Annotated in this window: 21 protein-coding genes; 11 read left to right on the top strand and 10 right to left on the bottom strand. The window is 69.1% G+C overall.

The window, feature by feature from the left end; genetic code table 11:
• Nucleotides 1-18: 18 nt before the first annotated feature.
• On the bottom strand, nt 19-1890 hold the full coding sequence (locus E5A74_RS08410; protein ID WP_135983838.1) for a methyl-accepting chemotaxis protein: 1872 nt from the start codon (nt 1888-1890) through the stop codon (nt 19-21).
• A 268-nt stretch (nt 1891-2158) separates the two neighbouring features.
• On the opposite strand from E5A74_RS08410, the gene E5A74_RS08405 reads away from it, so the two are divergent.
• On the top strand, nt 2159-3541 hold the full coding sequence (locus E5A74_RS08405; RefSeq protein ID WP_166745699.1) for an alginate export family protein: 1383 nt from the start codon (nt 2159-2161) through the stop codon (nt 3539-3541).
• A gap of 9 nt (nt 3542-3550) precedes the next feature.
• Here E5A74_RS08405 and E5A74_RS08400 read toward each other — a convergent pair whose 3' ends face one another.
• Nucleotides 3551-4165: a response regulator transcription factor gene (locus E5A74_RS08400; RefSeq protein ID WP_135983836.1), complete on the bottom strand. Its 615-nt coding sequence runs from the start codon at nt 4163-4165 to the stop codon at nt 3551-3553.
• A gap of 1 nt (nt 4166) precedes the next feature.
• Nucleotides 4167-6758 carry a PAS domain S-box protein gene (locus tag E5A74_RS08395; RefSeq protein WP_240699735.1) on the bottom strand — a complete coding sequence of 864 codons (2592 nt, stop codon included), beginning with the start codon at nt 6756-6758 and terminating at the stop codon, nt 4167-4169.
• A 334-nt stretch (nt 6759-7092) separates the two neighbouring features.
• Here E5A74_RS08395 and E5A74_RS08390 point away from each other — a divergent pair, with 334 nt between their 5' ends.
• The 3 genes from E5A74_RS08390 to E5A74_RS08380 all read left to right on the top strand — a co-directional run bounded on the left by E5A74_RS08390 (nt 7093) and on the right by E5A74_RS08380 (nt 10266).
• Nucleotides 7093-8508 (top strand): amidohydrolase, encoded by a 1416-nt coding sequence (locus E5A74_RS08390; RefSeq protein WP_135983835.1) that lies wholly within the window; start codon nt 7093-7095, stop codon nt 8506-8508.
• On the top strand, nt 8508-9815 hold the full coding sequence (locus tag E5A74_RS08385; protein ID WP_135984346.1) for an amidohydrolase family protein: 1308 nt from the start codon (nt 8508-8510) through the stop codon (nt 9813-9815). Before E5A74_RS08390 ends, E5A74_RS08385 begins: the two co-directional genes overlap by 1 nt.
• 79 nt (nt 9816-9894) lie before the next feature.
• Complete coding sequence (locus tag E5A74_RS08380; protein ID WP_135983834.1) at nt 9895-10266, top strand: hypothetical protein; 372 nt, start codon at nt 9895-9897, stop codon at nt 10264-10266.
• A gap of 62 nt (nt 10267-10328) precedes the next feature.
• Here the strand turns inward: E5A74_RS08380 and E5A74_RS08375 are convergent, their stop codons facing one another.
• The gene (locus tag E5A74_RS08375; RefSeq protein ID WP_135983833.1) at nt 10329-12803 is read right to left on the bottom strand and encodes a PhoX family protein; all 2475 of its coding nucleotides are present in this window, start codon (nt 12801-12803) and stop codon (nt 10329-10331) included.
• 164 nt (nt 12804-12967) lie between these two features.
• On the opposite strand from E5A74_RS08375, the gene E5A74_RS08370 reads away from it, so the two are divergent.
• The 3 genes from E5A74_RS08370 to E5A74_RS08360 are packed head-to-tail and all read left to right on the top strand — an operon-like array spanning nt 12968 to nt 14390.
• Complete coding sequence (locus tag E5A74_RS08370) at nt 12968-13522, top strand: hypothetical protein (RefSeq protein WP_135983832.1); 555 nt, start codon at nt 12968-12970, stop codon at nt 13520-13522.
• A complete protein-coding gene (locus tag E5A74_RS08365; RefSeq protein WP_135983831.1) occupies nt 13519-13977 on the top strand; it encodes a hypothetical protein in 459 nt (152 codons plus the stop codon). Before E5A74_RS08370 ends, E5A74_RS08365 begins: the two co-directional genes overlap by 4 nt.
• Nucleotides 13974-14390 (top strand): hypothetical protein, encoded by a 417-nt coding sequence (locus tag E5A74_RS08360; protein ID WP_135983830.1) that lies wholly within the window; start codon nt 13974-13976, stop codon nt 14388-14390. The genes E5A74_RS08365 and E5A74_RS08360 overlap by 4 nt, the downstream gene beginning before the upstream one ends.
• A 73-nt stretch (nt 14391-14463) precedes the next feature.
• Here the strand turns inward: E5A74_RS08360 and E5A74_RS08355 are convergent, their stop codons facing one another.
• The 6 genes from E5A74_RS08355 to gspG all read right to left on the bottom strand — a co-directional run bounded on the left by E5A74_RS08355 (nt 14464) and on the right by gspG (nt 19200).
• On the bottom strand, nt 14464-14799 hold the full coding sequence (locus E5A74_RS08355) for a DUF2185 domain-containing protein (RefSeq protein WP_206365783.1): 336 nt from the start codon (nt 14797-14799) through the stop codon (nt 14464-14466).
• A 96-nt stretch (nt 14800-14895) separates the two neighbouring features.
• Nucleotides 14896-16977: a type II secretion system secretin GspD gene (gene gspD, locus E5A74_RS08350; RefSeq protein ID WP_240699734.1), complete on the bottom strand. Its 2082-nt coding sequence runs from the start codon at nt 16975-16977 to the stop codon at nt 14896-14898.
• A 10-nt stretch (nt 16978-16987) separates the two neighbouring features.
• Nucleotides 16988-17800 carry a type II secretion system protein N gene (locus tag E5A74_RS08345; RefSeq protein WP_135984341.1) on the bottom strand — a complete coding sequence of 271 codons (813 nt, stop codon included), beginning with the start codon at nt 17798-17800 and terminating at the stop codon, nt 16988-16990.
• A complete protein-coding gene (gene gspI, locus E5A74_RS08340; RefSeq protein WP_135983829.1) occupies nt 17800-18243 on the bottom strand; it encodes a type II secretion system minor pseudopilin GspI in 444 nt (147 codons plus the stop codon). The genes E5A74_RS08345 and gspI overlap by 1 nt, the downstream gene beginning before the upstream one ends.
• Nucleotides 18244-18248: 5 nt before the next feature.
• Complete coding sequence (locus E5A74_RS08335; protein WP_135983828.1) at nt 18249-18725, bottom strand: prepilin-type N-terminal cleavage/methylation domain-containing protein; 477 nt, start codon at nt 18723-18725, stop codon at nt 18249-18251.
• A gap of 4 nt (nt 18726-18729) precedes the next feature.
• Nucleotides 18730-19200 (bottom strand): type II secretion system major pseudopilin GspG, encoded by a 471-nt coding sequence (gene gspG / locus E5A74_RS08330; protein ID WP_240699733.1) that lies wholly within the window; start codon nt 19198-19200, stop codon nt 18730-18732.
• A 67-nt stretch (nt 19201-19267) separates the two neighbouring features.
• Between gspG and gspL the strand changes: the two genes are divergently transcribed.
• The 4 genes from gspL to E5A74_RS08310 all read left to right on the top strand — a co-directional run bounded on the left by gspL (nt 19268) and on the right by E5A74_RS08310 (nt 23742).
• Entirely contained in the window at nt 19268-20356 is a 1089-nt protein-coding gene (gene gspL / locus E5A74_RS08325; RefSeq protein ID WP_135983826.1) for a type II secretion system protein GspL, read from the top strand.
• Nucleotides 20353-20850, top strand: coding sequence for a type II secretion system protein GspM (gene gspM, locus E5A74_RS08320; RefSeq protein ID WP_135983825.1), 498 nt, complete (start codon nt 20353-20355; stop codon nt 20848-20850). The genes gspL and gspM overlap by 4 nt, the downstream gene beginning before the upstream one ends.
• A complete protein-coding gene (gene gspE / locus E5A74_RS08315) occupies nt 20847-22334 on the top strand; it encodes a type II secretion system ATPase GspE (RefSeq protein ID WP_240699732.1) in 1488 nt (495 codons plus the stop codon). The genes gspM and gspE overlap by 4 nt, the downstream gene beginning before the upstream one ends.
• A 181-nt stretch (nt 22335-22515) precedes the next feature.
• The gene (locus E5A74_RS08310; RefSeq protein WP_135983824.1) at nt 22516-23742 is read left to right on the top strand and encodes a type II secretion system F family protein; all 1227 of its coding nucleotides are present in this window, start codon (nt 22516-22518) and stop codon (nt 23740-23742) included.
• The last annotated feature ends 5 nt before the right edge of the window (nt 23743-23747 follow it).

Here is a 23747-nt window from a genome sequence, read left to right as displayed (position 1 = left end):
TCGGGTCGGTGAGGGTCGTTAGAACGACGCCCAGTCGTCCCCGCCGCTCGCCATCGCGGCGACGGGCAGCGCCTTGACCGGCGACACATAGCCGCCCGAGGCCTTGGCTGCGGGCTTGGCCGGCGTCGTGGCGCGGATCGGCACGGCGCGGGTGCCGCCGACGTTGAACTTCGACGCCTGCTCGCTGAGCGCAGCGACTTCGCTGGTCAGGTTGCGCGCGGCGGCCGAGGTCTCCTCGACCATCGCGGCGTTCTGCTGGGTCGACTGGTCCATCGTCCCGATCGCGACGCTGATCTGGGTGATCGCGGTCGACTGGGCATGGTTGTCGGTCGCCATCTGGGCGAGCAGGGTATGAACCTCGCCCACATCGCCCGAGATGTCGGCGAGCGCCGTATCGACCTTCTGGACCATCTCCACTGCCGAAACGATGTCGGTCTGGGTGGCGGTCAGCTGGTCGCGGGCGCGCGCGGCTTCCTCTTCGGAACGCATCGCCAGCGCCGAGACGAGGTCGGCGACGACCGCGAAGCCACGGCCGGCTTCACCGGCGCGACCGGCCTCGACCGCGGCATTCATCGCGAGAACGCGGGTCTGGAAGGCGATCTTGTCGAGGCCCTCGATGACCGAGTCGATGCCCTTGGCGCCGTCGGCGACGCGGCTCATCGCCTGCACCGCTTCGTCGGCGATGGTGCGGCCGCCCGAGACGGTCGCGATCGCACCGTCGGCGCGCTCGACCGTGCGGCCGGCAGCCTGGGCGGTCGCCTTGAGGCGGCCGTCCATCTGGGTGACCGCCGCCGAAGTCTCTTCGAGGCTGGCGGCATTGGCTTCGGTGCGGCGCGCGAGGTCCTCCGAGGCCTGGGCGATCTCGCCCGAGCCGGTGCGGATCGTCGCGGCGCTTTCCATCACCGTGCCGATCAGGCTGCGCAGCTCGGCGACGGCGGCGTTGAAGTTGACCTTGACCGACTCATAGGCGGGGGAGAAGGCTTCGTTGATCTCGCTGGTCAGATCGCCATGGGCGAGCTTGTCGAGATTGGCCTCGAGCGTCTGGACGACGCGCTGCTGCTCGGCATCGGCGATCTTCTTCGCCGCATCGGCCTTTTCCTTCTCGACCGCGGCTTCGCGGAAGACGAGGACGGCCTTGGCCATCGCGCCGATCTCGTCGCCGCGATCGGTGCCGGGAACCTCGGCGGCATTGTTGCCCTCGGCGAGGGTCTTCATCCGTGCCTGCAGATCGGCGATCGGCGTGGTGATGCCGAGCCGCGAGACGAGCAAGCCGATGCCGATCGCGATCGCGATTGCGATCGCGCTGATGATCAGCATCGTGGTCGAGGTGGCGTGCGCAGCGTCGGTGAGCGCGTTCGAGGTGTTCTGCGCGTTCGCCACGTCCTCGTTATTGGCCTTGGTCAGCTGCTCTGCGAGCGCGTCGAGCCTGGTGTCGAGTTCGGCAAGGACCTGGCGCGCTTCTTCGTTCTGGTCGCGCGAGCCATAGGCGATCGCCTGCTGGGCGCCCTTGTGGATCTCGTCGAACTTGCCGCGATAGGCTTCGACCTCGGCGGCCATGTCCGGGTTCATCTCCTTGATCTCGTCGAGCGTCTTGCCGACATTGGCATAGGAGGTGGCTTCGAGCTCGGCCGAGGCGCGACCCGCCGCCGAGCCGCCCGGATAGGCCATCACGCGATAGCTCGCGTACAGCATCTGGGTGCCGAAGCGGTTGACGCGGGCGAGCTTGGTGGTGCCCGGCAGCTGATGGTCGACCAGCTGCTCATAGGCCGAGTCCGCGCCGACGAGCGCGCGCGCGCCGTAAAAGGCGATGCTGAGCGTGATCAGGCCGAGCATGAGCAGCAGCCCGAGGATCTTCACGGGAATTTTGATGCGGGCGAGGAGGTCCGCCATGGAAAGCCTTTCTGTAGGACGCGCAGCAGCCTTCGCCGCCGCGATCTGGATTCCCGTATCTTATAGACGCGGCGACGCTGCGCCGTTCGTTGTGGCGCGACTGTGTGGCTAGGGATTTTTCCTTATGCGCGAGGCGCTTGTCCTGAGCGATGCCCCGGTTTTGGCCCGTCGCGGGCGGATTTGTTGCTGCTTGATTGCGGCTTTGCGACGAAGGGCGCGGCGCGCGCCTATAAAGAGGGATCAGTTCCTTCTTTTCCCGGAGCATGCCGTGATTTCGACCTTCCCCTCGCCCGCCCTGCGCGGTGCGCTCATCGGCCTGTGCGCGACAGCGGCGCTGCCCGCCCATGCGCAGTCCAGCGGGAAGGACGACAAGGGCGTCGTGTTCAGCATCGACGCCACCACGCGCGCCCGGGGCGAAGTGATCGACGGCCAGTTCCGCCCCGGCGTGCCCGCCGACGACGCCTTCGTCTCGTTCCGCACCACTGTTGCCGCCAAGGCCGAGCTCGGACCGATCGCGGTCGGCGGCGAGATCGTCGACGCGCGCGGCTATGGCCAGCGCGCCGGCTCCTCGGTGCGCACCAGCGAAGTCAATGCGCTCGAGCCGGTGCAGGCCTATGTCGCGTATCGCGCGTCGGACGCCTTCGCCAAGGGTGCTACCGCGACCGTCACCGGCGGCCGCTTCGCGCTCGACATCGGATCGAGCCGCCTCGTCAGCCGCACCGACTTTCCCAACACCGTCCAGTCCTATCTCGGCGGGATGATCGACTGGCGCAGCAAGGGCAAGGACCGGGTCGTGGCGTTCTGGTCGAAGCCCTTCTCGACGCTGCCCGATACCGTCGCCGATATCGAGGACAACAAGATCCAGCTCGATCGCGCCGGCGGCAATTTGACCTTCTTCGGCGCGAGCGCGATGGCGGCCAAGGCGTTCGGCAACATCAGCGCCGAAGCCTATGGCTATCGCCTTGCCGAGGACGACCGGACGACCCGCCTGACGCGCAACCGCCATCTCGTCACCGCGGGCCTGCGCCTGCGCCGTGCGCCGGCCAAGGGCGCGTTCGATTTCGAGGGCGAGGGCGCCTGGCAATGGGGGACGGCGCGCGCCACGACCGCGGCGAGCGACGTGCGCGATCTCGACGTTCGCGCCGGCTTCACCCATGTCGAGGCCGGCTGGACCGCGCCCAGGGGCTGGACGCCGCGTGTCTCGGCGATGTTCGACTATGGCTCGGGCGACGGCCGCGATGCCGGCAGCTATGGCCGGTTCGATTCGCTGTTCGGCGCGCGCCGCGCCGATTTCGGCCCGAACGGCCTTTATGGACCGGTCGGGCGCTCGAACCTGATCTCGCCCGGCGTGCGGCTCGAGGCCAAGCCTTCGAAGCGGCTCGATCTGATGGCGGCGGTGCGCGGCCTGTGGCTCGCCCAGGCGACCGACAGCTTCGCTTCGACCAGCGTGCGCGATCGCAACGGCGCGTCGGGCCGCCATGCCGGCACCCAGTTCGAGGCGCGGGCGCGCCGCTGGCTGGTGCCCGAGCGGCTGCGGCTCGAGGTCGGCGGCGCGTGGCTCGCCAAGGGGCGTTTCCTCGAAACCGCTCCGAATGCGCCCGCCACCGGCGACACGCATTATGGCTATGTGGACCTCGCCGCCAGCTTCTGAACCGGCGGCTCAGTTCTTGGGGAAGAGCCCTGCCGCGAAGGCGATGCGCAGGGCTTCCGACAGGCTGCGCACCTCGAGCTTTTCCATCAGATTGGCGCGGTAGATCTCTACCGTGCGCGGACTGATGTCGAGTTCATAAGCGATGATCTTGTTCGAGCGGCCCTCGATCAGGCCCTTGAGCACATCGGTCTCGCGCGGCGACAGCTTGGCGATCTTCGCCTCGGCGGCCTCGATCCGGCTGGCGGCCTCGTTATCCTCCTCGAGCCGGGCAAAGGCATTGTCGATCAGCTGGAGCAGCGTTTCGGCCTCGTAGGGCTTCTCGATGAAATCGAGCGCGCCGGCCTTCATCGCCTGCACCGCGAGCCCGACATTGCCCTGCCCGGTGAGCACGATGGGGACGAAGCGGCTGCCGCCGTCGAGCGCCTGCAGAACGTCGAGGCCGGTGGCCCCGGGCATATGGACGTCGAGCAGCAGCACACCTGGATCGAGTTCGCTGACGTCCTGGAGGAAGGCATCGCCCGACCGGAAACCGCGGACGATCAGATCTTGGCGTATCGACAGCAGGCTGTGGAGCGACGCGCGGACAGCATCGTCGTCATCCACGATATAGATTGTTCTGCTCATTCTATTCTGCACCCTCCTCTATGGCGGGCAGGGTGAAGCGGAAGCTTGCTCCTCCCTCGGGCCGGTTTTCCGCGCTCAACGTCCCACCATGCGCTTCGATGATACGCTTGCTGATCGAAAGTCCAATACCCATTCCGCCTCCGTTACCTTTCGTCGTGGTGAAGCGCGAGAATAGTTGCTCCAACACATGGGGAGGAATTCCGGGTCCAGAGTCGCTCACGACAATTTCGATCATCTGATCGCTCAATTTGTGTGAGGAAATGGTGATGTGGCGATCCTGCCGGCCGGACGTTCGCAAAGCCTCCATCGAGTTTCGAAGAAGATTAACCAAAACTTGCTGAACCTGTATGCGATCGGCAAACATATAGGGCGCTTCGGGATCGAGCTCGTAGCTCACCCGAATGTGGAACTGCCCCGTGCCGACGAGGATAAGTTCCGCAGCGTCCCGGATCGTCTGGTCTACTGACTCGGTACGCATCTCGACTTCGCCGCGTGCCATGAATGCTCGCATGCGGCGGATGATTTCGCCGGCGCGCTGGGTTTGTTCGGAGCCCATCCGCAGCAGTTCGACGATGCGCTCGGTGCCCTCTCCCTTCTCGATCAGCATGCGCGCGGCGGCGAGGAAGTTGGAGGTGGCGCTCAGCGGCTGGTTGAGCTCGTGCGCGAGATCGGCAGCGAGCTCGCTCATCGCGCTCTGGCGCGAGACGTGCGCGATCTCCGCGCTGAGCTCGCTCAGCCGCTCCTCGGTGGCGAGCTGCTCGGAAAGATTGCGGACGAAGATCGTCAGCAGCACCTGGCCATCGCTGCGGGCGGCGCCGGTGCGCACCTCGATCGGAAAACGGCGACCATCGGCCGCTTCGGCGGTCCCGGTGATGACCTCGCCGACGAGACCGCGTCCGGTCTTGAGGAAGTGATCGAGCGTCGACAAATGCAGCGCGCGCCGGTCCGCGGGGACGAGCATCGTCGCCGGGCGGCCGAGCACGTCGGCGGCGCGATAGCCCCACAAGGCCTCCGCGGCCGCGCTGAACTGCAGGATCGTGCTGTGCTGATCGATCACCACCATGGCGTCGGGCACGGTCTCGAGCACCGAGCGGAGCTGCGCCTCGCGCCGGCGCAGCGCCGCCTCGCGCTCCTCGCGCTCGGTGACGTCGAGGATCACGCCGACGGTGCGCAGCAAATTGCCTTCGCCGTCATAGAAAGCGCGCGCCGAGCCTTCGACCGTGCGCACCCCGCCTTGCGACTGGCGGAAGCGATAGCGATAGCTGAACTTGTCGGCACGATCGCGCACCGTTCGGGCGATCGTGTCGAGCACGCGCTGGACGTCCTCGGGCTCGACCTGATCGCGCCAGCCGTCGAAATCGGAGAGCGAGCCGGGGCGGACGCCGAGGCGCTGCTCGGTGCCGGGAGACCATTCGAGGGTGCCGCTCGGCACGTCCCATTCGAAGATGCCGAGCTCGTGCGCCGAGGTCGCCAGCGCGAGCCGTTCCTCGCTCACCTTCAGCGCCTCGATCGCCGCGACGCGCTGGGTGATGTCGGTGACATTGTGCAGGACGCTCGGCGCGCGGCCGAGGCTCTCGACCGTGCGGCTCTGCTCGAGCACCGAGATCTCGCGGCCGTCGCGGCAGATCTCGATCAGCTCGCGGCCATCCTCGAACCGGACGCCGTTGGCCGAATCGTCGATCGGGCAGCGGGCGCGGAGCAGCGCATATTTGTTCCGCCCGACCGCCTCGTCGACGCTCCAGCCGTAAAGCTGCTCGCAGCCGCGCGACCAATGGGTGATCTCGCCATCTGTGGTGGTGACGACGAGCGTGGTCTGGTCGAGCGCCTCGCTGAGCTCGGTCATCTCGGCCTGGCCGCGCGCGACGCGGACGACCGCCCACCACGCGATCAGCGCGACGATCAGGATGTTGAGCAACGTGACCAGCGCTTCGGTCTGGAGAGGCGGCAGCAACGCATTCGCGACGATGATCTGCTCGAGGACCGAGGGCAGGATCGGCAGGATCAGCGCCGCGGGCAGGAGCACGCGGATGATCCGCCATTCGCCGCTGGGGCCGGTCAACAGGCGGACCCAGAGCAGTTTGCTGTAGAGCATGAGGAAGGCGCCGGCGAGCAGCAGCGTCGATATCGCGGCGGGGATCGAGACCGAGAAGGTCCGCGTCGAGGCGCGGCCGGTGCCCGACAGAAGGATGAGGATCGCGGCCGCGCCGACCAGCGCCAGCGTGATCGTGGCGATCAGGCTGCCCGCGCCGCCCGAGAGCCATTTGCGCACCCCGGCGCCATAGCCGGCGAAGGTGAGCAGAAGGAAAGCGGTGCTCGAAATGGCGCCCGGCCTGCCCGGGTGCGGCCCTTGCTGGGTGGAGAGGAGATCCGCGAAAAGAATGCGGTCGATGCCGAGATCGTGGCCGGTCACCGTCTGGTAGAGCGCCGAAATCGCGACGAACAGCGGCACGAGCCAGAGCAGCGACGCGGCGATGTCACGATTCGCGATCGAGGCGAGAAAGCCGAGCGCGAGGCAGACATAGCCGATCGCGGTGATCGGCCAGATCGGCAAATCGTCGAGGCCGAACCCGCGCAGCGCAGGCACGTCGAGCACCCACCCCGAAAAAGCGAGGAGGCTGCACAATCCCGCCAGCGCGGCCAGCACTGTTGCGATGCTCTTCGCCGACGGCGGCTGCCGCCCAGCGAGCGCGCCTGAACTTTCACTCACTCGCAAATACCTGCCCCTGTACAGGGTTAAGCGAAGCAGACCTGCCTTAACACCGATCAAATCTTTGTGGAAAGCTCCGAACATCCACAGTGGGCCAGTATCGTTTCCTTAGAATTTTTCCATGGTATTTCAAATACCAAGCGGCCGCTTGCTAAATTTTCCGTTTGCCACGATCAAGGCTTTCGCGCCGCGAGCGCAACGAACAGGGAAGGAGTCGCGCTTGTTTCGACCGGTCTTGATCCTCGGCGCCGTGATCGCGCTGGCTGGGTGCACAGAGAGTGCCGGCAGGGCGCAGAGCAGTTCCTCCGAGCCCGCCAGCGCGGCGCCGGGCAGGGGCAAGGGCTATGCGCACGACCCGTTCCCGTCGACCTATCGCGCCTATCCGGGCACGCCGACGCTGCTCACCAACGTGACCATCTTCGATGGCGAGGGCGGGCGGATCGACAAGGGCTCGGTGCTGTTCCGCGACGGCAAGATCGTCGCGATCGGGCAGAATCTCGACGCTGGCGGCGCGACGGTGATCGACGGGCAGGGCAAATACGTCACGCCGGGGGTCATCGATATCCATAGCCATCTCGGCGACTATCCTTCGCCCGGCGTCGAGGCGCTGTCCGACGGCAACGAGATGACCGGACCGGTCACTGCCGAGGTCTGGGCCGAGCACAGCGTCTGGCCGCAGGATCCCGGCTTCTCGCGTGCGCTCACCAATGGCGGGGTGACGACGCTGCAGATCCTGCCCGGCTCGGCCAATCTGATGGGCGGCCGCTCGGTGACGGTGAAGAACGTCTATGCCCGCACGATGCAGGGGATGAAATTCCCCGGCGCGCCCTATGGGCTCAAAATGGCATGCGGCGAGAACCCCAAGCGCGTCTATGGCGCCAAGGGCCGCATGCCCTCGACCCGGATGGGCAATATCGCAGTCGACCGCGCGACCTGGGCCAAGGCAGTCGAATATAAGCGCCGGTGGGACAAATATGAGGACAAGGGCGGCGAGCCGCCCACGCGCGACCTTGCGATGGACACGCTGCGCGGCGTGCTCGAGGGCGAGATCCTCGTCCAGAACCATTGCTATCGCGCCGACGAGATGGCCGTGGTGATGGATATGGCCAAGGAGTTCGGTTATCACGTGACCGCGTTCCATCACGCCGTCGAGGCGTACAAGATCGCCGACCTGCTCAAGGCCAACAATGTCTGCGCCGCGGTCTGGGCCGATTGGTACGGCTTCAAGATGGAAGCCTATGACGCGGTCAACGAGAACCTCGCCATCCTCGAGAAGGAAGGCGCGTGCGCGATGATCCATTCGGACGACCAGAACGGCATCCAGCGCCTGAACCAGGAAGTCGCCAAGGCGCGCGCTTCGGGCATCAAGGCGGGCTTTGACATCTCCGAGGCGCAGGCGTGGCGCTGGCTCGCGATCAATCCGGCGCGGGCGCTGGGCATCGCCGACAAGACCGGCAGCCTCAAGCCGGGCAAGATGGCCGATGTCGTGCTGTGGAACGGCAATCCATTCAGCGTCTACACCCGCCCGCAAATGGTGTGGGTCGACGGCGCGCTGCTCTACGATGCGAACAATCCGAAGCTCAGGCCGGTATCGGACTTCGAGCTGGGCCAGCCGGGCGAGGGGGACGTGAAGTGATCAGGACGCTGCTTCTTGCCGCGAGCGCGACGCTCGCACTTGCCGTCCCCGCCGCGGCGCAGACCGTGGCGATCACCAACGCCAAAGTGGTGATCGGCGACGGCGCCGGACCGGTCGAAGGCGGCACCGTCGTGATCCGCGACGGCCGCGTGGTCGCCGCGGGTGCCGGCGTCGCCGCACCGGCGGGCGCGCGCGTCGTCGATGCCGGTGGACGCTGGGTCACCCCGGGCATCTTCGCGGGGTTCACCCGAATGGGGATCGTCGAGGTCGACGCGGTCGAAGGGACCAACGACACCTCGGCGGGAAGCTCGCCGTTCAACGCCGCGCTCGACGTCACGCCCGCGGTCAATCCGCGGAGCAGCCCGCTCGCGATCAACCGGCTCGAGGGAGTCACGCGCGCGGTGGTCGCTCCGGACAACAGCAAGGGCTCGCTCTTCGCCGGGCAGGGCGCGGTGATCGACCTCGGCGCCGATACCGGCGCGGTCGCGAGGCCGCGCGCCTTCCAGTTCATGGAATATGGCGAAGCGGGCGCCCGCGCGGCGGGCGGCAGCCGTGCCGCCGCCTATGCGATGCTCAAGAACGCGCTGTTCGAAGTGCGCGACTATATCCGCAGCCCGGCGAGCTTCGCCGATCGCGGCAAGGACGCGCTGCTCACCCGCGCCGACGCCGAGGCGTTGGTGCCGGTGGTGCAGGGGCGGATGCCGCTGCTCGTCCATGTCGAGCGGGCGTCGGACATCCAGACCGTGCTCGGGCTCAAGCGCGAGGTGCCGGGGCTGCGGATCGTGCTGGTCGGCGCCACCGAGGGCTGGACGGTGGCCCGCGAGATCGCCGCGGCGGGCGTGCCGGTGATCGCATCGGCGCTGGCCGATCTGCCCGAGAGCTTCGAGCAGCTCGCGGCGACGCAGTCGAACATCGGGCGGATGAAGGCCGCGGGCGTGCTCGTCGGGATCGGCACGATCAACCAGGACGAGGCGCGGCAGGCGCGCTGGGAGAAGCAGTTCGCCGGCAATCTGGTGGCGCTGCGCCGCGTGCCCGGTGCCGCCGGGCTCGAATGGGGCGAGGCCTTCGCGACGATCACCGCGCGCCCGGCCGAGGCGCTCGGGCTGGGTGACGAATATGGCTCGCTCAAACCGGGGCGGCGCGGCGACGTGGTCATCTGGGACGGCGATCCGCTCGAGATCGGCACTTCGGCGGTGACCGTGTTCATCGACGGCGTCGAGCAGCCGATGACCAGCCGCCAGACCCGGCTGCGCGAGCGCTATTGGGACCCTAAGGAAGGGCCGTTGCCCAAGGCCTATCAGCACTGATCCCGGTTGCGGAACCCGCATCGGGGATGCAGCATTGCGGTATCGCCGCAGGGTGCGGCCACGAACGGGAGAGACGCAGATGAGGATGCGCATTGTCCTGCCGGCGCTCGCGGCGCTGGCGCTCGCCGGCTGCGGCGAAGCCGGCCGCGGCGCCAACGAGGCGACCGCAGCCGACGCCGCCAATGCGGAAGCGAACGCGCTCGGCAACGCGGCGGCGGGCGACAACGCGCTGGCGGCGGTGCTCGCGATGAACGATCGTCAGCGCAACGTGGTCTTCATCCGCGCATTGCTCGATGCCGGGATCGACTGCCAGGCGGTGACCGGGTCCGAGCGGATGCCCGATCAGGACGGCAAGCCGATGTGGCGCGCCAGCTGCTCGGATCACAACATGCACATGATCAGCATCACCCCCGACGGCACCGCCAACATCGTCACGCGCACCGACCGCTGAAAAGAAAAGGGGAGGCGCCTCGCGGCGCCTCCCCAGTCGGGCCGAAGGGTAAGCCGGCGCTTCTAGAGGCCGACGACGCCGCCATCATCCTTGGTGATCACCACCACCGCCGAGCGCGGGCGCACGGTGGCGCCGGGCGTCGCAACGGTCTGGCTGTCGGGCCAGTGGCTGGTCGGCGCGGCGGGGGTGCCGCCTTCGCCGGGATGCTGGATGCCGACGAAGACCGTGCGGCCGTCCGGCGTGGTGTCGATGCCGGTGATCTCGCACTCGACTGGGCCGACGAGGAAGCGCTTGAGCGTCGCCGCGGTCGGCGCCGCGCCGACGCGCGTGGCCTGGGTGGCGGTGGCGCCGCCGGTGCCGGCGTTGGTGATCGTCCGCGCGCCGCCGTCGCCGACGGTGCCGGGCTGGGCGGCGAGCAGCATGCAGTTGGTGACGTCGGTATAGGCGCCGTCGTCGGTCTCGATCCACAGCAGCGGCTTGACCTGGCCGGCGGCATTGGTCGCGCGGCTGAAATAGAGGCCGTCAGGGCTCGAAAAGTCCTGATCGGCGGTCAGGCCGGAGACGTTGATGTTGGCCGCATCGAGATCCGCGCCCGCGCCGAACAGATAGATGTCCCAGTTGAAGGTCAGCGCCTCGGTGCTGTTGCCGGTCTCCTTCAGGCGGATGATGTGGCCGTTCGGATTGCCGAACGAGGCGGTCTGCGCCGCGCCGAACGGATCGTTGTAATGGCGCGGATTGGCGGCGTCGGTGCCGTTCAGCGGGCGGCCGGCAGCGTTGTTGTTGGTGAGGGTGAGGTAGACCTCGCCGGTCACCGGATTGACCGCGGTCCATTCGGGGCGATCCATCGGCGTGGCGCCGACCACGTCGGCGGCGAGGCGGGCATTGACCAGCACATCGGCCTGATCGGTGAAGGGATAGGGCGCCGCGGTGCTGGTGATGCCGTTCTGGCCGAATACCAGCGGCAGCCAGCTGCCGGTGCCGTCGGCGTTGAACTTCGCGACATAGAGCGTGCCGGTGTCGAGATATTTGTCGCCGGTCGCGAGGCGGTTGGTCGCGGTCGCATCGGCTGCCGCCCACGCCGTCGCCGAGACGAACTTGTAGAGATACTCGCGGCGCGAATCGTCGCCCATGTACCAGGCCGGCTTCTTGCCGACGACGAACGCGCCCGGCCAGCAGCCCTCATGACCGAGGCGGCCGAGCGCGGTACGCTTCTTCGGAGTCGAGGTCGGCGCATAGGGATCGATCTCGACGATCCAGCCGAACTGGTTGGGCTCGTTGCGCCAATCGGTGGTCGCGCTGCCGCCGGCGGTGGCGCGTGCGTCCCAGCGACGGAAGGTGGTGTTGGTGCCGGTTGCCGGAGTGACGGTCGACCAGCCGAAATTGCCGGTGCCGCTGGTCACGCCATAGCGGCCGAGCGCGGTGACTTCCTTGGCGGTGCGTTCGGCATTGTCGCCGCTGCGGCGGAAATAGCCCGCCCAATTCTCTTCGCAGGTCAGCGCGCTGCCCCACGGCGTGGTGCCGTTGGCGCAGTTGTTGATCGTGCCGCGGCCGTCGGTGCCGGCGGTCGAGAAGGGAGTCTTGAGCAGATCCGAACCGCGCGCCGGGCCGCTGAAGGTGGTCGGCGTGTTCGGGGTGATGCGGCGGTTGAGGCTGGAATTCTGCACCACGCTCCACGCGCGGTTGGCGTCCTCGACGGCTTCGGTGACGCTGACGCCGTGATTCTCGATCTCCTTGAGCGCCTCGGCTTCGGGCCGGACGCCGCCGACGTTCGTCGCGCCGGCCGGGTGGAGATATTGCTGGTTGATGTTCTCGTGGTTCTGGACGAGCAGGCCGCGGGTCGAACTGGTCTCGTCGCGCGCAGTGCCGGTCGCGGCGAGGCCGTACCAGTAGAGCGCGTCGCCATGATCGCCGATGCGCTGGGCGAAATTGGTGTCGGTGCCGTCATTCTTGTACGCGGCGACGCCCGCGGCGATCGGATCGCCGGTCCGGTTGATCACCTGCACCTTGTAGCCCGCGGGCACGGTGACGATGTCGAGCTTGTTCTTGGCGACCGCGGTGAAGCCCAGCGCCGCGGGATTGACGGTGACTGTGGTGGTAGCGGTGGCGGTCGAGGTGCCGGTCGCGGCGGCGAACTGGAAGGTCAGCACCGTCGCGGCGGTGACGCTGGGCGCGAGGAAGCTGGCGGTGTTGCCGCCGGCGCCGGTGAGGGTGACGGCGGGGCCGCCGGTCTGGGTCCAGGAGACTGCGGTTGCGCCGGTGGCGGTGCCATTGAGCGTGACCACGCGCCCGGCATTGGTCGTCGCGGCGCCGCCGGCGTTGACCGTGGGGGCGGGATCGGTTGCGACGCCGGCGCTCGAATCGCACGCGGCGAGCATCGAGCCGCCGAGCGTCGCGGCGACGATCGCGGAGCCGCCGCGCAGCGTCTGGCGGCGCGAGAGACGCTGGTCCGCCAGTTCGTTGAGCGAGACGGCGTCGGTGCGATTGGTATCGGTATCGCCATCGGTATAGCCGAAGGCCGTGGGCGTCAGGTCGGTCATGGAAATCCCCCAGGCATCCAGGGTCGGTGCGACCCGGTCACACATTGCCTTTGAAAGGGCGGCTTTACGGTGTGATGGAACGGTGGTTGCGGGACGATGACTCTTTGCGGACGCGATTGTGACGCTTTGCCCTGCGCGGCGGTAGCGGCTAATCGGCGAGCAGGATGCATGTCGGCAAACCCGATCCCGAACTCCCGGCCGATGCCGAGCCGAGCCTCGTGCAGCGCCTTGTCGCGCTGGGCCGGCGGCGGCGCGTCGCGAGCGATGTCGCCGACGCCGGTGCGGGCTGGCCGCGACACCGCGTCGCGACTGCGGTTGCGCTGCTGATCGCCGCGGGACCGCTGCTGACGATCGGCGGGGCGCGGCTGATCGCGGGGCGCGAGCGCGCCGCTGCCGAGCGGCTCGAGACCGAGCTGGCGCCGCGCATCGCCGCGGCGCAGGCCGCACGCGACGCGCGGGCGCAAATGGCCGGGGTGCTGCAACGCGCGACGCTGGGCGCGACGATCGAGGCGCTCGCGCAGGCGCTGCCCGCGGACGCGACGCTGGTCCGTGCGGAAAGAGACGCGCAGGGGCAGCTCACGCTCGAGATCGCCGCGCCCGATCCCGACAAGCTCCGCGCGGCTTTGCGCCGCATCCCGGCCTTCGCCCGGCTTCGCGATACGCGCCAGCGCCAGGCGGACGGGCAGATGGTCGTCCTGCTCGAGGGAGAGGCGGGATGAGGCCGTCGCCACTCGTGCCGGGGATCGGGGCCGGGCTGGTAATGCTGCTCGTGACCGCGCCCTTGACCGGCGATGCGCTCGGCGATCTCGCCGGCGCGCGCGAACGGCGGGCGCAGATCGCGCGCGAGGCGACGGCACCCGCGCAGGCGATCCCCATCGTCGAAAAGGCGAGCCGGCTCGACGCGCCCGATGCGGCGGCGGCGCGCGCGATGATGATGGCGCGCATCCAGCGGCTCGCCAGGGCCGGCGGCGTGCTCGTCGAGGAGACCAGCGCGGCGGAGGCGCCGGACGGGCTGGCGGCACTGCGGATACGCGTCTCCGGCGCGGAAAAGGCCGTGGTGGCGCTCGCCGACGCGTTCGAGCGCGAGCAGCCGCTGATGCGCCTGCGGAGCTGGCGGATCGAGCCCGTGGCCGGCGGCGTGCGGCTCACCGGCGACGCGGTGGCGGTGCAATGAGCGCGCGGCACGACCGGATCGCCGTGGGGCTGGCGGGCGGCTTCGCGGTGCTGATGCCGCTGTTCCTGCTGGTCGCGGGGAAAGCCGGGCAGCCTGCGGTGCAGGAGGAGAAGGCGCCGACGCCGCTGGTCGCGCGGCAGGCGCCGCCGCTGGTCGCAGCGTTCGAGCGGCCCTTGTTCGCGAAGCCTGCCGAGGCCGATGCGGCGGCGCCGGGCGATGCCCCTGCGCTGATCGGGATCGTCGGCCGGCTCGGTCAGGATGCGGTGGCGCTGGTGCGCACCGCCGACGGCACGACGCGCGCGCTGCAGATCGGCGAGAGCGTCGACGGCTGGCAGCTCGCCAGCCTCGCGATCGACGCGGCCTATTTCACCCGCGGCGCGCAGCGCGTCCGCGTGCCGCTGCCGGTGGGCTAGGCTGTGAACTTACAAATGTCCGCTTGCCGGAAGGGGCGTGGATGACGGAGATCGGGTGGTTAGCTGCCGTTCGCTATTCGCCATCACCGAGTAATCGAAATGTTTCTCCGGTTCGCTCGAAGCGGCTGCCAATGGCTGCATCGAGAAACGAAAAAATGTCGGGATCGTAGTTCACGAGTGTATTTACGTCGTAGACGCCGTGCCGTTGGCTATTCGACATATAGCCCGCGTCCTCGTCACCGGCGAAAAATCGCCAACCGCTATCCAGTTCGTTGTGCGGTTCCTCGCGATACATATATCCGACCCGCTTGCCCTCAACGACGATGCGATCGGTTGAGAGACACCCTCCGCGTCCCAGTGCGATGGGAGCGATCTGCTCGGGCTTCAACTTGAATATCTTCGCGAGCAAGTTCGCCTCCATGGATTCTTTGCGACAGCCTACAGGCGGCGCCTCAATGTCCGCAATCGGGGCGGAAGCGGACCGGCAGCCTGGCGCGCCTGCGCCCTAGTAGATCCCGTCGATCTCGACGGTCAGCCGCGGCTTGGGCGGGGCGAGCAACAGGCTCGAGCGGCGGGTGTTGGCGAGCTCGTCCGAGCGCAGCCGCGCGTATTTGTCCTTGGCCGCGGCGGCCGCATCGGCGGGGTCGCGCAGGATCGTCGGCTTGAGGAAGATGAACAGCGTGCGCTTCTGGCGCGTCTCGCGGCGGCTCTTGAACAGCTCGCCGACGATCGGGATGTCGCCGAGAATCGGCACCTGCTGGCGTGAGTCCTGCCGGTCGTCGGTGATCAGCCCGCCGAGCACGATCGTCTGGCCGTTGTCGGCGAGGACGGTGGTGGTGATCGCGCGGCGATTGGTGACGAGGTCGGACGCGGCCTGGGTCTGCGCCTCGGCGATCGACGAGGCCTCCTGGTTCACCTGCAGCCGGATCGTGTCGCCCGCATTGATCCGCGGCAGCACGCGCAAGGTGATGCCCACGTCCTTGCGCTCGATGGTCGTATACGGGTTCACCGAAGTCGAATCGGTGAGCACCGAGCCGGTGACGAAGGGCACGTTCTGGCCCGAGACGAACTCGCCCGCGACATTGTCGAGCACGGTGATCTGCGGAGTCGAGAGCAGATTGGCGCGCGTCGAGGTGCCGAGCGCCTGGACGAGGATCGAGAAGTCGTCGCCGATCCGGACATTGCCGGTCAGCCCGTTGCTGATCAGCGCGCCCGCGGGGACGTTGAGCGCCTTGAGGATCGTGCCGAGCGAGGTGCCCGCCTGATCGAACGAGGTGCCGACACCCTGCGGCTGGAGCGCCGCGCCGCTGGTGCCGAGCTGGATGCCCAGCGCCTCGGCATCGTCGCCGGTGATCTCGGCGATCGCCGCCTCGATCAGCACCTGCGGGCGGCGCACGTCGAGATCGGTGATCAGCGGCTCGATCGAGGCGATCGCGGTCGGCGTGCCGCGCACCACCACCGCGTTGAGCTCGGGGGCGGGCTGGACGGTGAGCTCGGGAGTCGAGAAGCCCTGCGGGGTCTGGTTCTGCTGGCTCTGCAGGCCTTGCGACTGGCTCGCCGCCGCGGCGGCGTTCGCGGCCTGCATCGCATTGCCGAGCCCGGCGCTGGTGGAGGCGGCGCTGTTAGGCAGCGAGGAGAGGTTCTGCGATCCCGCGCTGAGGCGCGCGAACGGGTTGCTGTTCGATCCCGACAGGCTGCGCGCGACCGGGTTGTCGGCGCTCTCGCCCTGGCCGAGGACGCCGCGGAGCACTTCGGTCACGGTCTCGGCATCGGCATAGTTCAGGCGGAACATGCGCGTGATCGGAGTCGCGCCGCCGGGCTGATCGAGCGAGGCGGCGATCTTGCGCGCCTCGGCCACCGCCGCGGGGGTGCCGCGGATGATCACCGTGTTGCTGCGCGGATCGGCGGCGACGCGCGCGCCGGTGCCGCCCTGCTGATCGCCGAGCACGGTCTGGAGCGACTGGGCGACGTCGGCGGCGTTGCCGTTGCGCAGCGTGATCGTCGCGAAGGTCGCGCCGCCGCCACCGTCTAGCTGGCGGGCGATCGCCTCGACCCGGCGGACATTGTCGGCATAGTCGGTGATCACGATCGCGTTGGGGCTGGTCAGCGGCTCGACGCTGCCGAAGGTGGCGACGAGCGGGCGAACCACCCGGGCGACATCGGCAGCGGGGACGTTGGCGAGGCGGACCATCCGCGTCACCAGCTCCTGCCCGCCCGCGGCCCGATTGGGCACGCCGCCGTCGCGGACGGCGTTGGCGGCGGGGACGATGCGCCACGCCCGGCCTGACCTTACCGCCGAAAAGCCGTTGGCGCGGAGCACCGACTGGAACAATTCCCAGACTCCCGAAGGCGATAGCGGCGTTGCCGAGGTGACGGTGACGATGCCTTTCACCGCGGGATCGAGGATCAGCGTGCGTCCGGTGATCCGCGAGATCTGATCGGCGACGTCGGCGATCTCGACTCCGCGCATGTTGATCACGATGTCGCCGGGCTGGGCCTGCGGATCGGCGGCGGTCTGCGCGACGGCGATACTGTCGAGCGCGATGCCGGCGAGCGCGAGGGCGGCGAGAGTGGAGCGAATGTTCACGGGGTTCTCATTAGCGGAGCGGAACGGTTAGCGTGAGCCGCTTCCCGTCGCGCAGGATCTGGATCTGGGCGGTGCCGCTCGCCTGCGCCGAGGCGAAGGCGGCACTGGCGGCGGCGGAATCGCTGAGCGAGGTGCCGTTGACCGACTGGATGACGTCGCCGGCGACCATGCCGGGCGGGCCATTGTCACCGATGCGATAGCCGCCGCTGACCGGAGTCGCGTCGAAGCGCTGGAGCAGGCCGGCGGTGGCGGCCGCGGGCGGCGCGGCGGGCGGCGGCGGGGCGCCGGGCCCGGGCGTGGGGACGCCGGGCTGGGGAGTGACTGCGGCCTGCGTCGCCTGATTCTGCGCGGCCTGGCGCTGCTCGGGCGACAGCGTCGGATCGGGGAAGGCGAGGAACTCGCTGCGCCCGCCGACCGAGAGGATCACGCGATCGCGCAGGATCGACTGGATCGTCGCGCCGCTGACCACGTCACCGACATGGAACGATGCCGTGGTCGCGCCGCTCACCGAAATGAAGGCGGTCGAGAGCGAGGCCGGAGTCGCCGCGATCACGCCCTTGAGTTCGAGCGGGAGGCTGGTCGGCTGCCCGGCCGCGTTCTCGGCGGATTTGCCGAACGGCGCGAGCGCGAGCGCGGGCGCGATATCGGGCGCCACCGCGGGGCCGCTGCGCCCCGACGGCACGGTGATCGCCCCGGTGCCGGCATGGCCGGCGAGCCGCCAGGTCAGCCCGGCGAGCGCGATCGCCACCGACAGCACGACGAGGCCCGTGACGATGTCGAGCGCCGTGCGCGCCTGGCGCGGCGTGAGAGCGAGGGAGGACATCATCCCCTGCGTCCGTCGACGAAGCCGTCGAGCGATGCAAGGGGCGTGGTCTCCCGCGCGGCGAACACCTTGATGCGGATGCGCTGGATCTCGGGATCATCGGTGCCGCTGCGCGCGACGGCGACGCGCCATTGCTCACCGAGCATCTCGATCTGATCGGCATCGGCGGTGGGGGCTTTCGCCTCGAGCTCGGCGAGCCGATTCTCGGCGACCCACATCGCCGCGGTGCGCCGCTCGACGCCGCGGGTCGAATCGATGTGCGATTCGACCGTGCGCATCAGCCCGACGGTGGCGATGGCGAGAACGGCGAGCGCGACGAGCGCCTCGATGAGCGAGAAGCCTTGCTCGCCGGCCCCAGCGCTCCTGCGAAAGCAGGAGCCCGGGGCGGCAAGCGGGTCGCCCGCGACTCTGGGCTCCTGCTTTCGCAGGAGCACGGAACGCATCCGGATCATACCTTGGGCGCCGGGAGGGCGCGGGCGGTGAGGCCGTCATAGCTGACCAGCCAGCGCTGCCGGCCGCTCTCGACAACCGCCGACATCGGGCGGCCCGAGCCATCGACGCCGAGGATCACCGGCGGGCGCACGCTCAGCGTGACGACCATGCCGCCGGGGAGCTGGTGAAAGCCGAGCGCGTCGTCGGTGCGGGCGATCAGCTTGCCGTCTCCCCCGATCGTCGCGAAGCCATAGCCGTGCTTTTCGGCAGTAAAGGCGATCACGCGATCGCCGAGCATCGCATCGTCGGCCGCGGCCTGGAGCCGGGTGGCGAGGCGGCGCGCCTCGGTCTCGACGCTCGGCGCACGCGTGACGCTGCCGATGCCGAGCGTCACCGCGCCGGCCATCACCGCGATGACGACGAGCACGATCATCATCTCGAGCAGGGTGAACCCCGCCTCGCGATCGATGCCGGCGCGTGTCACCCCCCGCATCGGTTCAGCCCTTGCCGTCGATATCGGCGTCGACGCCTTCGCCACCCGGCTTGCCGTCGCGGCCGAGCGAGCGAATCGTGAAGCTCGCCCCGTCCGACTGATATTCATAGGGCTTCTGCCACGCATCGAGCGCCGGCGCCGAGAGATAGCCGCCCGTCGCCCAGCTTCCCGGCACCGGCGCGGCGGTGGGCTTCTCGACGAGCGCCTTCAGCCCCTGCTCGCTGGTGGGATAATTGCCGTTGTCGAGACGGTACATCTTCAGCGCGGCGTTGATGCTGGTGATGTTCGATTTGGTGGTCGTCGCCCGCGCTTCGTCGGGACGGCCCATCACGTTGACGGTGACCAGCCCCGCGATCACCGCGATGATGACCAGCACGATCATCATCTCGAGCAGCGTGAAGCCTTCTTCGCCCGGCCGGGCCGTACGGCGCTTGCTTGTGCGGGCAAGCGGTGCGATGTCACTAAACTGTTTCAAAACTATGCGCATCCCCGGGCCCATGCGTCCTTCCCATGAAGCAAATGTGACAGCCACTCCCGACGCCATGGGCGCGCCAGATACGGACGGACCACCCGCTGCCGGTGTCTGGACGCTGGCGGGCGATCGGCTGATCATAGCCGAGCGGGGAGGCCCTGCAACCGTGCTCGTGCCGACCGAACAGGTGCGCCTGCTCATCGTCGATCTGCCGTTGGCGAATCGCGCGAAGCGGCTCGCGGCGCTGCCCTTCGCGGTCGAGGACCAGATCGCCGAGCCGATCGAGAGCGTCCATCTCGCATTGGGCGCCGAGATCGCCCCGAAACGCTATCTGGTCGGCGTGGTGCGGCACGAGGTGATGGCGGCATGGGTCGATACTGCCGAGATGGCCGGGCTGGGCCATGCCGCGATGGTGCCCGACGCGCTCGCGCTGCCGCGGCCGGCGGAGGGCGAATGGGCGGTCGAACTTGGCACCGACCGCGCGATCGTCCGCACCGGCGAGGGCGGCGGATTCGCGGCGCCGCCGGCGATGCTGCAGGCGATGTGGCAGGCCGCGACCAGCCCGGCGGTGCGGTCCTATGGCGCGCCGCTGCCTACCGAGATGGCGGCGGGGGGATCGACGATCGCCCCCGCGGCGCTGTCCGAACGGTTGCTCGCGCCCGCGCTCGATTTGCGACAGGGGCTTTACGCCCGCCGCCGCGCGGCATTGCCCAATGTCTGGCGCAGGCTCGGCTGGATCGTCGCGATCGGCGCCGCGGCGCATATCGGGATCGCCGCCGCCGACACGCTGATGCTGCGGCGGATCGCCGACAGCCGCGAGGCCGATGCGCGCGCCGCGGCGGCGATCGCCGCGCCGGGCGCCAATCTGAGCGGCGATCTCGCCGCCAGCGTGACCGATCTGCTGCCGAGCGGGACCGGTACGCCGCCCGACAATTTTCTGCCGCTGCTGACGCGGATATCGGGTGCGCTCGGGCCGCTCGCCGGATCGCTCACCGTGCGCGCGATCAACTATCAGGCCAATGCGCTGACGATGGAGGTGGACGGCACCGATCCCGGGCTGGTCGGGCGCATCGAGGCGGCGCTGCGCGCGGCGCGGGTGCCGGGAAGCGTTACCCGCTCGCCCGACGGCAGCATCCGCATTACGGCGAGCAACGCATGAGAATCCTGATCACTCGCCTGCCCGCGCTCGACGCCGCGCTGATTCGCTTCGACAATTGGTGGAGCGGGCTCAGCAAGCGCGAGCAATGGCTCGTCGGCGTGCTCGGCGGACTGCTGGGGCTGGTGGTGCTCGTCTATGGCGTGGTCAAGCCGCTCCAGGCCGCGCGCGCCGACGCGATCGCCGATATCCGCACCTATGAGACGCTCACCGCGCGGATCCGTGCCGCGGGGACGCTGACCAGCACGAAGCCGGCGCGGCGGGAGGGCCCACCGGCGCAAATACTGAGCGGCTCGGCCACCACCTTCGGGCTCGTCGCGGCGCCCGAGGCGATTCCGGGCGGAACGCGCGTCACGCTGGCCGATGCCAGCTATGATTCGCTGATGGCGTGGCTCGCCGATCTGGGCGCGACGAGCGACCTGCGCGTGCGGCGCGTCTGGATCCGGAAGCGTCCGACGCCCGGCCGCGTCTCGGCCAGCGTGGATTTCGGCGCGTGAGCGAGACGCTGATCCTCGTCGACGACGTGCCCGCGACGCTGCCGTACAGCTTCGCGCGCAAGAACGGCGTGCTGCTCCGTCCCGGCGCGGCGGGCATCGAATGCCTGCATCGCGGCGATGTGCGCCTCGACGCGCTGCTCGAGGTGCAGCGCGTCGCCCCGGGCGCCAGCTATGTCGCGGTGAGCGACGAGGCATTCGATGCGGCGCTGAGCGGGCTCTACAGCGGCAGCGCCGGCGCGGCGGCGGACTTCGATCTCGGCGACATGGATCTCGCCGCGCTCGCCGACAGCGCCGCCTCTGTCGACGACCTGCTCGACACGCGCGACGACGCCCCGGTGATCCGGCTGATCAACGCGCTGCTGCTCGAGGCGGTCAAGGAAGGCGCATCGGACGTGCATATCGAGACGCAGGAGAAGCGGCTCGTGGCGCGCTTCCGCGTCGACGGGGTGCTGCGCGACATGATCGAGCCGCCGCGCGCGCTGGCGCCGCTGCTGGTCAGCCGCATCAAGGTGATGGCCAAGCTCGACATCGCCGAGCGCCGCGTGCCGCAGGACGGGCGCGTGACACTGCGCATCGGCGGGCACGACGTCGATGCGCGTGTCTCGACGATCCCGACCCAGCATGGCGAGCGGGTGGTGATGCGCCTGCTCGAGAAGGGCTCGCTGCGGCTCGACATGGAAGTGCTCGGGATGAGCCAGCGCGACCGCGACGTGTTCAACCGGCTGCTCGAGCGGCCGCACGGCATGCTGCTCGTCACCGGACCCACCGGCTCGGGCAAGACCACGACGCTCTACTCCGCGCTGAGCCGTCTCAACGACCGCAAGCGCAACATCATGACGGTCGAGGATCCGATCGAATATGAGCTGCCGGGGATCGGCCAGACGCAGGTCAATCCGCGCACCGACATGACGTTTGCGCGCGGGCTTCGCGCGATCCTGCGGCAGGACCCCGACGTGATCATGGTCGGCGAGATTCGCGATCAGGAGACCGCGCAGGTCGCCGTGCGCTCGGCGATGACCGGGCATTTCGTGCTCTCGACCTTGCACACCAACAGCGCGATCGGATCGGTGACCCGGCTGATCGACATGGGGGTCGAGCGTTATCTGCTCGCGCCGATGCTGGTCGGGCTGGCGGCGCAGCGGCTGGTGCGCAAGCTCTGCCCGAGCTGCCGGCGCGAGGACGTCGCGCGCGAGGCCGATGCGATCCTGCTCGCCGGCGCGATCCGGCCGGGCGAGACGCTGTGGCGCGCCGAGGGCTGCGCCGATTGCCATGACGAAGGCTATCGCGGCCGCGCCGGGCTGTACGAAGTCGTCGCGGTCGACGATCGGCTGCAGAAGATGATCCATGACGGGGTCTCGGAGGCCGAGCTCGAGGCGCAGGCGCGGCGCGACAATCCGAGCCTGCTCGACGATGGCATCGCCAAGGTGCGCAGCGGAGTGACGACCGTGGAGGAAGTCGCCCGCGTGGTGAGGGACGAGGCGTGATCGAGGGCCCCCAATTCCTCCCCGAGCTTTGCTCGGGGAGGGGGACCAGCGAAGCTGGTGGAGGGGCCGCCGCGTCAGCGGCGGTGTCGCTATCGGCAAACGAGTCCCGCGCCTGCGGCGCGGCCCCTCCACCGTCCTTCGGACGGTCCCCCTCCCCGAGACAAGCTCGGGGAGGAATTTAGTGCCCGCTTATTCCTACCGTGCCGCCGACCGTACCGGCGCGAGCAAGAAGGGCATCATCGAGGCCTCTTCTCCGGCCGCGGCGCGCGCGCTGCTGCGCGAGCAGGCGCTGTTGCCGCTGTCGGTCGAGGCCGCGGGCGAGGGGGCGCGGTCTTTCGGCAGCATCCCGCTGCCGTCGCTGCGCCGGCCGGGGATCTCGGGCAAGGCTCTCGCCACGGTGACGCGCCAGATCGCGACTCTCGCCGGATCGGACATCGCGATCGAGGAGGCACTGCGCCTCGTCGCGGCGCAGGGGGAGCAGCCGCAGGTCAGCTCGGTGCTGCTCGACGTGCGCGGCGCGATCCTCGACGGGCGCAGTTTCGCCGCGGCGCTCGCCCGGCATCCGGGGGCGTTCCCCGAATTCTACCGCGCCTCGGTCGCCGCGGGCGAGGCATCGGGGCGGTTGCCCGATGTGCTCAACCCCCTCGCCGAGTTCGTCGAGAACCGCCAGTCGAACGGCCAGAAGCTCCAGCTCGCCTTGCTCTACCCGGCGCTGCTCGCGCTCGTGTCGGTCGGCATGATGGTACTGCTGATGGTCTATGTCGTGCCCGACATCGTCCGGGTGTTCGTGTCGCGCGGCGCCGATCTGCCGCTGCTCACCCGGATGATGATCGCGATCAGCTGGTTCCTGCAGAATTTCGGGCTGTATCTGCTGCTCGCGCTGGCGGTGGGAGCGTTGCTGTGGCTGCGCTGGCTGCGCGTGCCGGCGAACCGGCTGCGGATGCACCGGATGTTCACCGAGCGCCGCCCGTTCCGCCGCTTCAGCCGCCAGCTCAACGCGGCGCGCTTCGCCGGCAGCCTCGCGACGCTGGTTGGGAGCGCGGTGCCGCTGGTCGAGGCGCTCCACGCCGCAGCGGCGGTGACGCCGAATCGCTGGGTGCAGGAAAAGGCGCTCGGCGTGGCGCAGCGCGTCCGCGAGGGGATCAGCCTGCGCGCGGCGATGCAGGAGGCAGGGGTGTTCCCGACGATGCTGATCGCGATCGTCGCGAGCGGCGAGACGAGCGGGCGGCTCGCGCCCGCGCTGGGGCGCGCGGCGCACGAGCTCGAACGCGAGCTCGATGCGCTGGTGACGACGCTGGTGGCGCTGGTCGAGCCGCTGGTGCTGCTGGTGATGGGCGGGCTGGTGCTGCTGATGGTGCTGGCGATCCTGCTGCCGATCATCAATTTGAACAATCTGGTGACGCTCTAAATCTC

It is taken from the genome of Sphingomonas naasensis, from assembly GCF_004792695.1.
GTDB lineage: Bacteria > Pseudomonadota > Alphaproteobacteria > Sphingomonadales > Sphingomonadaceae > Sphingomonas > Sphingomonas naasensis.
The sequence above is the reverse complement of the archived record's forward strand: the minus strand, read 5'-3'. Positions and strand labels throughout refer to the sequence as shown.

What these genes read in the sequence shown, in the direction of transcription:
- E5A74_RS08410 (WP_135983838.1), bottom strand. Translation starts at nt 1,890, where the DNA reads ATGGCGGACCTCCTCGCCCGCATCAAAATTCCCGTGAAGATCCTCGGG.
- E5A74_RS08400 (WP_135983836.1), bottom strand. Translation starts at nt 4,165, where the DNA reads ATGAGCAGAACAATCTATATCGTGGATGACGACGATGCTGTCCGCGCG.
- E5A74_RS08380 (WP_135983834.1), top strand. Translation starts at nt 9,895, where the DNA reads ATGAGGATGCGCATTGTCCTGCCGGCGCTCGCGGCGCTGGCGCTCGCC.
- E5A74_RS08375 (WP_135983833.1), bottom strand. Translation starts at nt 12,803, where the DNA reads ATGACCGACCTGACGCCCACGGCCTTCGGCTATACCGATGGCGATACC.
- E5A74_RS08370 (WP_135983832.1), top strand. Translation starts at nt 12,968, where the DNA reads ATGCATGTCGGCAAACCCGATCCCGAACTCCCGGCCGATGCCGAGCCG.
- E5A74_RS08365 (WP_135983831.1), top strand. Translation starts at nt 13,519, where the DNA reads ATGAGGCCGTCGCCACTCGTGCCGGGGATCGGGGCCGGGCTGGTAATG.
- E5A74_RS08360 (WP_135983830.1), top strand. Translation starts at nt 13,974, where the DNA reads ATGAGCGCGCGGCACGACCGGATCGCCGTGGGGCTGGCGGGCGGCTTC.
- E5A74_RS08345 (WP_135984341.1), bottom strand. Translation starts at nt 17,800, where the DNA reads ATGTCCTCCCTCGCTCTCACGCCGCGCCAGGCGCGCACGGCGCTCGAC.
- gspI (WP_135983829.1), bottom strand. Translation starts at nt 18,243, where the DNA reads ATGCGTTCCGTGCTCCTGCGAAAGCAGGAGCCCAGAGTCGCGGGCGAC.
- E5A74_RS08335 (WP_135983828.1), bottom strand. Translation starts at nt 18,725, where the DNA reads ATGCGGGGGGTGACACGCGCCGGCATCGATCGCGAGGCGGGGTTCACC.
- gspL (WP_135983826.1), top strand. Translation starts at nt 19,268, where the DNA reads ATGGGCGCGCCAGATACGGACGGACCACCCGCTGCCGGTGTCTGGACG.
- gspM (WP_135983825.1), top strand. Translation starts at nt 20,353, where the DNA reads ATGAGAATCCTGATCACTCGCCTGCCCGCGCTCGACGCCGCGCTGATT.